Source organism: Aeromonas sp. INTO2, assembly GCF_049860605.1.
Classification (GTDB): Bacteria; Pseudomonadota; Gammaproteobacteria; order Enterobacterales; family Aeromonadaceae; genus Aeromonas; species Aeromonas caviae.
Window position 1 is genome coordinate 3711089 of record NZ_CP187588.1, and the last position, 12352, is coordinate 3723440.

Here is a 12352-nt window from a genome sequence, read left to right on the forward strand (position 1 = left end):
GTTAACTGACGGTGGGCTCTTCGAACAGCTGGAACTCGATCTCGCCCTGCTCCACCAGCTCGCGCACCAGCTTCATGGCCTCTTCCCGGGCCTGCTCCACCTTGCGCAGGGAGACGCTGCCCTGATCCTGGATCTGGGCCTCCAGTGCCTGTGCCATCCGTTTGGGCATGGCGCCAAGCACCACCTTGCGGAAACCGGCATCGGTGTTCTTCAGGGCCAGGGCCAGCAGATCCGCCGGCAGCTCCTGCACCAGACGTTGCAGGGTATCGTCGCTCTGGCGACGCAGGGCCATGAAGTCGAACATGTTCTTCTCGATTTCGAGGGCCAGCTCACCATCGTGCTCCCGCAGCAGGGTGAGCATCTGCTCCTTGTTCCCCTGATAGCGATTGAGGATATCGGCCACCTGGCGCACCCCGTTGACCTTGGCGCCGGACTGATCGGCCACATAGGCGAGGCAGCGATCCAGGGTGAGCCGCAGCTCACCCAGCACGTGTTCGCTGACCGAGCTGAGGCTCGCGACCCGCACCAGCAGATCGTCGTGCACCGACCCCGGCAGGGCATCGAGCACGGCAGAGGCGGTCTGGGGGGGCAGGAAGGCGAGCAAGACAGCCTGCATCTGGGGATGCTCATTGCGGAAGAAGCGGGCCAGCACATCCGCCGGCACCCATTGCAGGCGCTGGATGTCCTGGCTCATCGCATCGCCATAGAGGCTGTCGAGCAGGCTGCGGGAAAGCCGCTGGCCCAGCGCCAGATCCAGGGTCTGTTCCAGATATTCCCGGGAGGCGCTGCCGATGCCGCTCTGCTCGCGATACTGGTTGAAGAACTGCTGCAGCGTCCACTTGGCTTCTATCGAACTCACGCCGGAGAGGCTGGCCATCTTGGAGATGAGGCGCTGCACTTCGTCGCGGGACAACTTCTGCATCACCTTGGCCGCCGCCTCGGTGCCCATGCTCAGCAGCAGGATCGCGGCTTTTTCCAGATTGTCGATGTCGATGTCGACCGCGTTCTGATTCAGATTAACGTTGCTCATTGCCACTCACCCATTGTCTGACCACTTCCGCCACCCGGGCCGTGTCCTTGTCTACCAGCAGTTGCAGGTGTTTGAGCTGGACTTCCAGCTCGGAACCCGGTTCGGGCAGCGCCTCCAGATCCAGGGAGGAGAACTGGGGCTCGAGCCGGAACTCGGACTGAGACTGGGACAGGCTCTTGCCCGTCGCAGACTCTTCCAGTTCCCCATCCCCTTCCCGGCGCATGGAGAGGCCCATGGTCGGCTCCTGCTCCTCGTCCGGCTCCTGTGCGGCATCAGTGTCGGGATATTGCTGGGTACGCACCAGGTGCTTCACCAGAGGACGGATGCCGAAGAACACCAGGGTCAGCCCCAGCAAACCACCCACCAGGTAACGCAGGGAGTCTTGCCAGTAAGGGGTTTCCAGCCAGCTCGACGCTGGCGGCTCCACCGGCACCGCACCGGTGAAATCGAAGACCTGCAGGCTGATCTGGTCGCCACGGGAGCCGTCAAAGCCCACCGAACGCTCCACCATCTGGCGGATCTGCTCGAGCTGTTCCGGGCTCCACCCCTCCTTGGGGGCGCTCTGCTGATTGAGCAGGATGGAGACGTTCATTTTCTCCAGTCGTCCCTGCTGATATCGGGTATGCACTATGGTGCGGCTGCTTTCATACTGCCTGCTGACTTCCTGCCGCTCGGTGCGGGTATCGTTCTTGGCAGGCTCCTGGGCAGCATTCCCCTCGGTGGCGGCCTGATCGGTCTTGGGAGCGGTTTCGGGCGGTCGATTGGAGAGCGCACCGGGGATACCGAGGGCCAGGGCATCGATGGTCTTGTCCGATTTGTTGGACTCCCTGGTCACCACGGCATTGGGATCGAGCTGTTGCTGGGTCTCTTCCACCGCATTGAAATTGACGTCCGCGGCGATCTGCACCCGGAAGTTGCCCGTGCCCAGCATGGGGGAGAGCATGTCGCTGGCACGCTGGCGAATGTACTGCTCCAGCTTGCGCACATATTCCATCTGCTGGACGCTCTGCTTGCCGAAACCGGCCTTGTCGCCGAGCTCGGCACTCAGCAGCTGGCCGCTTTGATCCACCACGGTGACGGCCCCGGGCTTCATGCCGGAGATACTGCCCGCCACCAGGTTGGCAATCGCCTCGACCTGGCCCGGCTCCATGGTCTGGCCCGGTTGCAGATCCAGCATCACGGACGCGCTGGGTTTTTCCTCGTCGCGCCCCACGAACAGGGTCCGCTTCGGAATGGCCAGATGCACCCGGGCACTGCGCACCGCATCCAGGGAGATGATGGTTCTGGCCAGCTCCCCTTCCAGGGCATGGCGGTAGCGCGCCCCTTCCATGAACTCGCTGGTGCCAAGGCCGGTGACATTGTCGAGCCCCTCCAGGCCGGACGGCATGGCCGCCCTCACGCCCCGCGCGGCCAGCGCCATGCGGATGTGGGCCAACTGGCTTTCAGGTACCAGGATCTGGCCGGAGCTTTTCTCCAGCCGGAAGGGTACCTGCTCCTTCTCCAGCATCTCCATGATGTTGGCGGTGTCGTAAAGCTCCTGCTTGCCGTAGAGGGGCACGTAATTCTTGCTGGAGGTCCAGAGGATGACCACTATGGTGGCGGCAACCACGGCGGCCAGCAGCGCGATGGTCAGAATGGATTTGTTGTCGCGAGACAGGGTACGCCAGTTGCGCACCCCGTCCTGCACCCGGGCCAGCAGGGAGCCCGACGCCCCCGGTGCGGAGGATACCAGTTCAGTCATGATCAACCTCAGAGCGGCATGCGCATGATGTCATCAAAGCCCGTCATCAGTTTGTTGCGCACCTGCATCAGGGCGGAAAAACTGAGACCGGCCTTCTGGCTGGCCACCATGGCCCCCACCAGATCGTCGCTCTGACCCGCATCGACGGCGGTCATCAATCGGGAGGCGATGTTCTGCTGCTCGTTGACGCGGCCGACGACGTCGCGCATGGCGTCGCTGAACGAGACGCCTGACGCCTCGTTCGGTTCGATGGAAGGGGGTTGACTGGCGACTCGCTGCATTTCCTGCATCTGCTGCAGGAGCGTCACCTGTGATGACATGATCTCAATCTTCACTCGGTTATCCCTTAGTTTTGTATCTGCTGCTCGACATCGATGCCCTGCTCGCGCATGGCAGCCAGCTTGTATCTAAGTGCCCGGGTCGTCATTCCGAGGGCTTCGGCCGTGCGTGTCCGGTGACCACGGAAACGGCGCAACGTCTCAAGGACGAATTGAAATTCAGCATGCCGCTTGGTCTCGCTGAGCCCCTCGGGGGCCGCAAGCGCCTGCGGTTGCGGGGTGTCGGCTTCGGCGGCGTAATGGGGCAACATCAGATCGACGGCCTGAATATGCAAGCCGCGAGCCATAATTAGCGCTCGCTGAATCACGTTGTCCAGCTCGCGCACATTGCCAGGCCAGTCATAGGAGAGCAGTTGCTGACGGGCACTCTCGCCGAGGCGATACCCCTGCTGTGCGGCGTAGCGTTCGATGAAGTATTCCGCCAGAGGCAGGATGTCATCCCGCCTCTCCCGCAGTGCCGGCCAGCTCATGGGAAGCACGTCGAGCCGGTAGAAAAGGTCCTCGCGAAACGCGCCCTGCAGCACCAGCTCCCTCAGGTCCCGGTTGCTGGCGGCGATGATCCGCACATCCAGCGCGATCACCTGATGACTGCCGAGGCGTTCCACCTCTTTCTCCTGCAGCACCCGCAGCAACTTGGCCTGCAGCGCCAGCGGCAGTTCGGAGATCTCGTCGAGCAGCAGAGTGCCGCCCTGGGCCAGCTCGAATTTTCCCTGCTGGTTGGCGGTTGCCCCGGTGAAGGCCCCCTTGCTGTGTCCGAACAGGATGGATTCGAGCATGGCTTCCGGGATGGCCGCACAGTTGATGGCCACGAAAGGCTTGCCGGCCCGGCTGGACATCTCGTGGATGTAGCGAGCCAGTCGCTCCTTGCCTGTTCCGGATTCGCCACCGATGAGGATGGTGGCCGATGTCTTGGCTGCCCGCCGGGCAAGCTGCAACACCTGCAGGCTCTGGGGAGACGTGGCGATCAGATTGGGAATGGCCTGGCGCAGGCGCAGGGCCCCTCTCACCACATCGAGGATCTGGCGCTGGCTGAAGGGCTTGATGATGTAGTCGATGGCGCCGGCCCGCATGGCTTCCGCCGCCAGGTAGGCCTGATGCTCGTTGACCAGAATGACGCAGTCGGTCCCTGCCAGCGTCTGCACCATGGCGGGCCCGGCCTCGGTCATGACCGCCATGTCGAGCAGAATGAGATCGACCGCATGGTTCGAGAGAAATTGCTTGGCCAGCGACACGGAATCGACACAGGAAACACGATAACCGGCACTGAGCAATATACGATCAACCGGGAATTCAGATAATAAGTGCGACACTCATGGATGAATGGCGAGAGGTGGCCAACTGCTGATTGGTGGTACCCTTCTGCTCGCCAAAGTAAAAGCAGTATCACCATGAGCTATCAGCAGTTGACCGAGGGGCAACGATACCAGTTATCGGTGCTTCGCGCACAGGGGATGTCCATCCTTGCCACCGCACGCGCCATTGGCGTTCATCGCTCCACCCTCTACCGGGAGCTGCGTCGTAACGCCGGGCCGCAGGGCTACCAGCCAGACAATGCGCATCAGCACGCCACCCACCGACGGGCCAGTGCGGCCAAATCTCGGCTATCTGCCGATGTCATCCAGTTTGTCGAGCTGACACTCGCCTGGTGGTGGAGCCCGGAGCAGATAAGCGCGGTGGGCAAGCAGATAGGCCTCATGGTGAGTCACGAGTGGATATACCGCCATGTGGCCGCCGACAAAGCCCGGGGTGGCCAGTTGTACCGCCATCTGCGCCAGGGCCACAAGCGCTACCGCAAGGGGGCGAGCAGCCTGCGTTCTCCCATCAAGGAAGCCCGCTCTATTGATGAACGGCCGGCTATCGTCGATAGCCGGGAGCGGCTCGGTGATTGGGAAGCGGACACGGTGCTGGGCAAGCAAGGCACAGGTGCACTGGTCACCCTGGTGGAGCGCAAGAGCCGGCTCTATCTGGTCAAGCGGGTCGCGAGCAAACAGGCTGGGGTGGTGCGGGATGCGATAATCGAGATGTTAACGCCCTACATCGAGCAGGTGCATACCATCACCTTTGACAACGGCGGCGAGTTTGCCGAACACAAGGCGATAGAGGAAGCGCTGGGTGCCGAGACTTACTTTGCGCACCCTTACTCTTCGTGGGAGCGCGGTCTGAACGAGAACAGCAATGGGCTGTTGAGGCAGTTTATCCCAAAGGGAACAGACCTGAGAGAGGTCACGGACGAGGATGTCAGGAGAGCGGAGCAGTGGCTCAACCTACGACCTCGGAAATGTCTCGGATTCAGGCAGCCTGTCAAGGTATTCGAAGAGTACCGTCAGGCGGCATAGGCGAGTGTCGCACTTCGAAGTTGAATTCGCGAACATCGTTTCCATTTGATAACGAAGCGGAAACTAATAATAAATGAGCATGCGTTTCAATACCGAACGGTATTGAATTTTCCTTGCTAGATAAATCAGAAAACATATATCCCGAACCTGTGATTGCACATGAATCAATCAACAGAACTGATGCGTGAAAAATAAAGACACACAAATAGAGACAGCACCCGTTATTGAGTGAATGGTCTGTATCGGTATAAAAACAAGGCGGGAAATCATGGCCTTGGTAACCCCGCTATCATTAGCATCAATGCTGTTAGACCGGAGGCTTTGCGTCCTGACTTTTCAGTTCAGTTTGCCTTTATCATGCGACGACCCGTATTTGGATGGCATGGCTACGTTGTCCCTGAAGCCATGTGATACATCCGACTATTTCTATTTTTTCTTTGCTGTCAGTATGTATCGCGTCAAAAGTCGTCACATGATAGCGGCTTTATATGACAATTCAAGCAGATATGCGGAATAGGCGCTTCCTGTCCCTGTGACGCCAAGGCAATTCCACTTCAGCCCAGAGTCCCGATGACTTCGACTCGCAAATCTTCCGGTATCTCGTTATAGGAGAGCACCTTGAGGCCTTTCGAGAAAGAACGGGCATAACGGGCTATCAGCGGTCTGAGCTGGGGCATCACCACCAGCACGGGCGCATATCCCTGTTGCTGCAGTTGCTCCTTCACCAGCGGCATATTCTGCTGCAACTGCGCCAGCAACTGGGGATCCACCGGGAAGCTGTCCAGCTGGATTTTGCCCTGCTGCTGTGACTGGCTCATGGCCGTCAGCAGGGTCTGCTCCAGCCGGTCATCCAGGGTGAAGGCCGCCAGCACGTCGCGGGACCCTATCGCCTGTCTGACGATCTGGCGCTTCAGTGCGCAGCGCACATCGGACGCCAGCAGGACGGGATCCTTGGTCAGCTCGCTCGCATCCAGCAAGGTGGTGGCGATGGTGCGGATGTCGGTGAGGCTGATCTGCTCCTTGAGCAACTGGCGGAAGACCCGCAGTTGCTGCATCTGGGTCAGGGCCAGATTGAGCTCTTCCGCAAGACGGGGGGACTGGGTCGCCAGATGCTGACCCAGCTTGCCCACCTCGTCATGACCAAACAGGCCGTCGAGCTGCTCCCTGAGCAGCTTGCTGGCGTGAGTCGCGATGACGGTGGCGGAATCCACCACCGAGTAGCCCAGATTGAGGGCCTTGGCCTTGTTGTCCGGCGAAATCCAGACCGCACTCATGCCATAGGCAGGATCCTGTGTCAGCTCGCCATCCAGGGCGCCATAGGTCTCACCGCTGCTGATGGCCATCAACCGCTGGCAATCCACATTGCCCGAGGCCAAAGGGATGCCGGAGAGCTTGATGCGGTACTGATCCGGCTGCAATTGCAGGTTGTCCCTCACCCGGATCTCGGGCAGCAGGAAGCCGTACTGCTCGGAGAGTGTCTTGCGAATACCGCGCACCCGGGCCAGCAGCTCGGCCCCCTTGTCCGCCTCCGCCAGCGGTACCAGGCGATAACCCAGTTCGATGGCGACCGCGTCCACCGGGGGCAGATCCTGCCACTCCAGTCCCTGGGGCTCCGGCTGCACCATCTGGCGCGTCAGCGCCTCGGCCGCATCCAGCGCGGGATCCTGCACCCGGCGCTTGCTGACGCTCCAGCCGGTCCAGGCCAGCACGGCCGCAAAGCTGAGGAAGGCCAGCATGGGCATGCCGGGAACCAGCCCCAGGATCAGCATGACGGTAGCCGCCGTGTAGATCACCCGAGGAGAGGCCAGGATCTGCTGGCCAACCTGATCCGACATCTCCCCTTCGTCACTCACGCGGGTGACGATGATGGCTGCCGCCGTGGACATCAGCAGGGAGGGGATCTGGGCGACCAGACCGTCACCTATGGTGAGTAGGGCATAGATGCGGAAGGCATCGGAAACCGGCAGCGAGTGCTGGAAGATGCCGATGGCCAGGCCCCCTACCAGGTTGATGATGAGCACCAGCAGACCGGCGATGGCATCACCACGTACGAACTTGGAGGCCCCGTCCATGGCCCCGTAGAAGTCTGCTTCCCTGGCGATCTCCTCCCGTCTTGCCCGGGCCTGGTGCTGATCCAGGGTCCCTGCATTGAGGTCGGCGTCGATGGCCATCTGCTTGCCCGGCATGGCGTCCAGGGTGAAGCGGGCGGACACTTCCGAGATCCGCTCGCCCCCCTTGGTGATCACCACGAAGTTGATGATCATCAGAATGACGAAGACCACCAGACCCACCACGTAGTTGCCACCGATGACCACTTCGCCGAAGGCCTGGATCACCTTGCCGGCCGCTTCGTTGCCCTCATGGCCGTGCAGCAGCACCACCCGGGTGGAGGCGACGTTGAGGGAGAGGCGCATCAGGGTGGCCACCAGCAGCACGGTCGGGAAGACGGAGAAGTCGAGGGGCCGGCGGGCCGAGACGGAGACCAGCAGCACCAGCACCGCCAGCACGATGTTGAAGGTGAACAGGGCATCCAGCAGCCAGCCTGGCAGAGGCAGTATCATCATCGCCAGGATGGCCAGCAGCATCATGGGGATGGCTGTATAGGATTGGGTAAAGACACGCCAGTTCACAACTTACCTCTCAGGTTGACGTAATTCGGGCGGTACGTGCAGGGGGGCAAGGGGATTGGGTTTCCTGCCCTTGCCAGCCTCATAGGCCCGTAGCTGCAATACATGGTTCAATACATAGGCGACCGCGGTGTACAGACCCGCCGGCACTTCCTGATCCACCCGGGTGGAGTAGTAGATGGCCCGGGTCAGCTCGGGCAGGCTCATCACCCGCTTGTCATGGGCTTTGGCCACCTCGCGGATCCGCTCCGCCATGCCGTCCACCCCTTTGGCAATCACATAGGGGGCGTTGGCCCGCTCGGGATCGTACTTGATGGCCACCGCATAATGGGTCGGGTTCACTATGATGACATCGGCCTGGGGCACACGCTGTTCGATGCGGGCCCTGGCCAGCATCCCCTGCACCTGGCGGATCCTCGCCTTGATTTCCGGACGCCCCTCGCTGTTCTTGTGCTCGTCCTTGACCTCCTGCTTGGTCATCTTCAACTGCTTGTTCAAGGACCAGCGCTGGTAGGGCACATCCAGCACCGCGATGAGCATCTGCACACTGCCTAGCAAGATGAATGCCTGGGAGAGGATCCGCAGCGCCTGCTCCATGGCCGCCTGGGGAGGCATGCGGTTCATCATCATCAGGGTGGGCCACTGGTGCTGGAGCATCATGGCCAGGGTGCCGCCGATCAGCAGCACCTTGAGCAGGGATTTCAGGAGTTCCATCAGGCTGTGAGTGGAGAACATCCGCTTGAGCCCCTTGAGCGGATTGAGCTTCTCCCCGCTTGGCATCAGCTTCTTCCAGACCAGCACCATGCCGCCAGGCACGCTACTGAGCAGCACCAGCAGCAGGGCCAGCACGCCAAACAGAGGCAGCAGCACCCACAGCATCCCGATCAGGGCGTCCGCGGTCCACTGGATCATCATCTGGGGATCCCGTGCCCCCTGCCAGTTGAAACGCTGGGGCTGCTTCATCAGCTCGGCAAAGAAGAGCCCGAAACTCGGCACCATCCACTGCATGACCAGACCGCCGACGAGCAGCAGGCCGGCCGAGCTCAACTCCCTGGAGCGTGCAATCTGGCCCTCTTCCCGCGCCTTGCGCCGTTTCTGGGAGGAGGCCTCTTCGGTTTTGTCCTGGGCGCTGTGCTGGCTCATGTCGGCGTCAATGCCCTGAGCTGGGTCAGCACATAACCGACCAGATCCAGGTAGCGGGCCGGGACGCCGCTGATGGAGATGGCCATGGTGAGCAGCCCCAGCAGCAACGTCATGGGGAAGCCCAGAGAGAAGATGTTCAGGGAAGGGGCCGTGCGATTGAGCACCCCGAAGGTGAGGTTCACCATCAGCATGGCCACCACGGCAGGCAGGGTCAGGATGAGGGCGGCTCCGATGCTCCAGCCAAACAGGCCGATGACCCCCTTCAGATCGAGGACGTAGAGCGAGGTTCCCGGCGGCCAGGTGCGCAGGCTCTGCACCAGGACATCCAAAGTCACCAGATGGCCGTTCAGACCGAGGAACAACAGGGAGCAGAAGACCAGCATGACCTGGCTGACGATGGGCGCCGTGTCTCCGTTGGAAGGATCGTTCATCACCGCCATCCCCAACCCCATCTGCATGGAGAGGATCTGCCCCGCCATGGTCATCACCATGAACAGCATCTGTATGCAGAGCCCGAACAGCAGACCGAACAGCAACTGCTCCAGGGTCAGCACCATCATGCCGGCACTGAGGGGATCCAGCGCCGGCATGCCTTTCATCATGGGGGCGATCAGCAGACTGATGACGAAGGCCAGCAGGATGCGAACCTGTGCAGGCACCCGGCCGTCGCCGAATACCGGCATCACCCAGAAGGCGGCCGCAATGCGAATGAAGGGCCACCACCACTGTCCCAGCCAGGCGGTCAGCTCGGCCGCACTGAACGACAGCAGGGAGTTCATCCGATAAGCCCGGGGATCTTCTGGAACAGGTCGGCGAACAGGGTGGTGATCTGCGACAGCAGCCAGTTTCCCGTGAAGATGAGGGTCAGCAGGGTCACGATGAAACGGGGCAGGAAGCTCAGTGTCTGTTCCTGGATCTGGGTCGCCGCCTGGAAGATGCTGACCACCAGCCCGACGATGAGACCGGGCACGATCAGCACCGAGACCATGATGACCACCAGGTTCACGGCCCCGCCCACCAGGGCCACACTCTGCTCGGGGGTCACGTCAGCCTCCCCCGCCGAAACTGGCCGCCAGGGTACCGACCGTCATGGACCAGCCATCCACCAGCACGAAGACCATCAACTTGAATGGCAGCGAGATGATGAGAGGGGAGAGCATCATCATCCCCATGGCCATCAACACGCTGGCGACCACCAGATCGATGACCAGAAAGGGGATGAACAGCATGAAACCTATCTGGAAGGCGGTGTTCAGCTCGCTCAGCACGAAGGCCGGCAACAGCACGCCGAACGGCACCTCGCTCTTGGCGAGGGTGGTCGGCTCTCCGGAGATGCGCAGCATCTGCTCGAGATCCGGCTCCCGGGTCTGGGCCAGCATGAATTGGCGCAGCGGTTTTTCGGCGCGGGCCAGCCCCTCCGTCAGGGTGATCTCGTTCTGGTCGTATGGCACGAAGGCGTTCTGGTACATCTCGGTCCAGACCGGCCTCATGATCACCAGGGTCAGGATCAGGCTGATGCCGATCAGCACCCGGTTGGGTGGGCTCTGCTGCAATCCCAGGGCCTGACGCAGGATGGCCAGCACTATGATGATCCGGGTAAAACTGGTCATCATCAGCAGCAGGGTCGGCAGCAGACCCAGCAGGGTCATGAAGAAGAGGATCTGCAGCTTGACGCTGTAGTCCTCTCCCCCTGCTTCGCTCGGCGATACCGAGAACAGCGTCATGTCCGCGCCCCAGCTCGGCAACGCCAGCAGGAGCAGGGCAACCAGCAGATAACGCATCAGTCGTTCATGCCGCCCAGCAATTTGGTGTCCACGACGTCCACCAGCCGCAGCCCGTATTTGCCGTTGACCACCACCACCTCGCCCCTGGCCAGCAGGCGCCCGTTGACGCGGACATCCAGCGGCTCGCCCGCCAGCTTGTCCAGCTCGATGACGGCCCCCTCTTCCACCTTCATCAGCTCGCCCAGCGCCACCTCGGTGCTGGCCACTTCCAGCGTCACCTTGACCGGAATGTGGTGAAAGAAGGAGAGATCCCGCTGCTTGGTACTGCTGGTCGGCGCCATGTAGTCGGCCGCACTCGGCATGCTGATGTCGTCCCCAAACAGCTGATCCAGGCCATCCAGATCCAGCGGGTCATTCATGTTGTGCTCGTTCACGATTCGACTACTCCTCTACCACTGTTGCGACCTGGTACACCAGGCTGCCTTTATGTTCGGCAATGCGTCCATTGAAACAGGGGCGCTGGCCGATCAGGGCCGGCACCACCTCGGGTAAATCCAGCGAGAGCACATCTCCCACCTTGAGGCATTCGAGATCCGCCAGCGTCATGGACATCTGCCCCATGACTACCCGCAGCCGCACCGGCACCTGGATCAGCGCCTCTTCCAGTTGCGCCACCTGCACACGCTGACCTTCAGCGATACCGGGCGCCTCTTCGGGGGGCGCCAGCCAGAACTGCCAATCGTGCTGGCTGCCACCGGCCAGCATACTGGCCTGCGCCTTCCAGAGCGGGCCTGCGGGCAGGGCCTCCCGGGAGATCAGATTCAGCTGCCAGGAGAGGTCTCCCTGCCCCTGACAGGTCGACCAGATTTCCACCTGATACTGGCACAGCCGCAGCAGCAGTTGCTGTTCAGTGTCGGTCAATCCCCTGCCATGGGGTGCCGTGGCCCCCTTGTGTTGCAGAGTGCCGCCGAAAAACAGCACGGCAAGCCGATAGATGACCGCAGGAGAGATGGAGAAAAAGGCGACACGCTGGGCATCCAGAGGAGTACGGGCTTCGACCCAGACCTGATGATCATCCTCCTCTTGCGGCAACGCAGAAGAAAAGTCCTGGTAACCCAGATCGCATTCCGCCGCATTGAACAACTGGGCCATGCAGCCCGACGCCTGCTGGGAAAAGACGCTCAGTTGGGTGTTGAGTTGCCTGAGACGGGCCTGGTTGGCCCTCTCGACCCCCAGCAAGTCATATTGAGGCAGGGCTCTGCCCCGCTCGGCACAGATCAACCGGGAAGGGGTGTGCATTACGCCGCTTGATGACATTACAAATCCACCTTTGCCATTTTCATCTCGTCCTGCTGCATGGAGACATGCCGGCTCCATGATCGATACCGATAGCCCAGACGACACAGAGCGACC

The 12352-nt window shown here is 61.4% G+C and carries 12 protein-coding genes and 1 riboswitch; of the genes, 1 reads left to right on the forward strand and 11 read right to left on the reverse strand.

Features of this window, described 5'->3' with window-relative positions; genetic code table 11:
* Position 1: 1 nt before the first annotated feature.
* From fliGL to lafK, 4 genes are read right to left on the reverse strand one after another with little or no spacing between them, the layout of a single operon-like run.
* Positions 2 to 1030: a lateral flagellar motor switch protein FliGL gene (gene fliGL, locus ACPW74_RS17555; RefSeq protein WP_041211827.1), complete on the reverse strand. Its 1029-nt coding sequence runs from the start codon at positions 1028 to 1030 to the stop codon at positions 2 to 4.
* Positions 1017 to 2762, reverse strand: coding sequence for a lateral flagellar M-ring protein FliFL (fliFL, locus tag ACPW74_RS17560; RefSeq protein WP_371175428.1), 1746 nt, complete (start codon positions 2760 to 2762; stop codon positions 1017 to 1019). The genes fliGL and fliFL overlap by 14 nt, the downstream gene beginning before the upstream one ends.
* 17 nt (positions 2763 to 2779) lie before the next feature.
* Positions 2780 to 3106: a lateral flagellar hook-basal body complex protein LfiE gene (gene lfiE, locus ACPW74_RS17565; RefSeq protein ID WP_080767903.1), complete on the reverse strand. Its 327-nt coding sequence runs from the start codon at positions 3104 to 3106 to the stop codon at positions 2780 to 2782.
* An 11-nt stretch (positions 3107 to 3117) separates the two neighbouring features.
* The gene (gene lafK, locus ACPW74_RS17570; RefSeq protein WP_269475233.1) at positions 3118 to 4380 is read right to left on the reverse strand and encodes a lateral flagellar response regulator transcription factor LafK; all 1263 of its coding nucleotides are present in this window, start codon (positions 4378 to 4380) and stop codon (positions 3118 to 3120) included.
* 117 nt (positions 4381 to 4497) lie between these two features.
* Here lafK and ACPW74_RS17575 point away from each other — a divergent pair, with 117 nt between their 5' ends.
* Complete coding sequence (locus tag ACPW74_RS17575) at positions 4498 to 5445, forward strand: IS30-like element ISAs2 family transposase (protein WP_019706001.1); 948 nt, start codon at positions 4498 to 4500, stop codon at positions 5443 to 5445.
* Positions 5446 to 5718: 273 nt separating this feature from the next.
* A riboswitch (cyclic di-GMP riboswitch) is annotated at positions 5719 to 5806 on the reverse strand.
* Positions 5807 to 5999: 193 nt separating this feature from the next.
* Here ACPW74_RS17575 and lfhA read toward each other — a convergent pair.
* Genes lfhA through lfiM form a run of 7 tightly spaced genes read right to left on the reverse strand, consistent with a single transcriptional unit; the run spans position 6000 to position 12256 of the window.
* A complete protein-coding gene (gene lfhA, locus ACPW74_RS17580) occupies positions 6000 to 8075 on the reverse strand; it encodes a lateral flagellar biosynthesis protein LfhA (RefSeq protein WP_041211829.1) in 2076 nt (691 codons plus the stop codon).
* A gap of 3 nt (positions 8076 to 8078) precedes the next feature.
* The gene (flhB, locus tag ACPW74_RS17585; RefSeq protein WP_041214022.1) at positions 8079 to 9215 is read right to left on the reverse strand and encodes a flagellar biosynthesis protein FlhB; all 1137 of its coding nucleotides are present in this window, start codon (positions 9213 to 9215) and stop codon (positions 8079 to 8081) included.
* The gene (gene lfiR, locus ACPW74_RS17590; RefSeq protein ID WP_279982010.1) at positions 9212 to 9994 is read right to left on the reverse strand and encodes a lateral flagellar biosynthetic protein LfiR; all 783 of its coding nucleotides are present in this window, start codon (positions 9992 to 9994) and stop codon (positions 9212 to 9214) included. Before lfiR ends, flhB begins: the two co-directional genes overlap by 4 nt.
* Positions 9991 to 10260 (reverse strand): flagellar biosynthesis protein FliQ, encoded by a 270-nt coding sequence (gene fliQ / locus ACPW74_RS17595; RefSeq protein ID WP_041211832.1) that lies wholly within the window; start codon positions 10258 to 10260, stop codon positions 9991 to 9993. Before fliQ ends, lfiR begins: the two co-directional genes overlap by 4 nt.
* A gap of 1 nt (position 10261) precedes the next feature.
* On the reverse strand, positions 10262 to 10996 hold the full coding sequence (gene fliP, locus ACPW74_RS17600; RefSeq protein WP_041211833.1) for a flagellar type III secretion system pore protein FliP: 735 nt from the start codon (positions 10994 to 10996) through the stop codon (positions 10262 to 10264).
* Complete coding sequence (lfiN, locus tag ACPW74_RS17605) at positions 10996 to 11373, reverse strand: lateral flagellar motor switch protein LfiN (protein WP_041211834.1); 378 nt, start codon at positions 11371 to 11373, stop codon at positions 10996 to 10998. Before lfiN ends, fliP begins: the two co-directional genes overlap by 1 nt.
* 7 nt (positions 11374 to 11380) lie before the next feature.
* Positions 11381 to 12256 carry a lateral flagellar motor switch protein LfiM gene (gene lfiM, locus ACPW74_RS17610; protein WP_425858415.1) on the reverse strand — a complete coding sequence of 292 codons (876 nt, stop codon included), beginning with the start codon at positions 12254 to 12256 and terminating at the stop codon, positions 11381 to 11383.
* Positions 12257 to 12352 lie beyond the last annotated feature (96 nt).

Coding starts and splice junctions, on each gene's coding strand:
- fliGL (WP_041211827.1), bottom strand. CDS start 1,030: ATGAGCAACGTTAATCTGAATCAGAACGCGGTCGACATCGACATCGAC.
- ACPW74_RS17575 (WP_019706001.1), top strand. CDS start 4,498: ATGAGCTATCAGCAGTTGACCGAGGGGCAACGATACCAGTTATCGGTG.
- flhB (WP_041214022.1), bottom strand. CDS start 9,215: ATGAGCCAGCACAGCGCCCAGGACAAAACCGAAGAGGCCTCCTCCCAG.
- lfiR (WP_279982010.1), bottom strand. CDS start 9,994: ATGAACTCCCTGCTGTCGTTCAGTGCGGCCGAGCTGACCGCCTGGCTG.
- fliP (WP_041211833.1), bottom strand. CDS start 10,996: ATGCGTTATCTGCTGGTTGCCCTGCTCCTGCTGGCGTTGCCGAGCTGG.
- lfiM (WP_425858415.1), bottom strand. CDS start 12,256: ATGTCATCAAGCGGCGTAATGCACACCCCTTCCCGGTTGATCTGTGCC.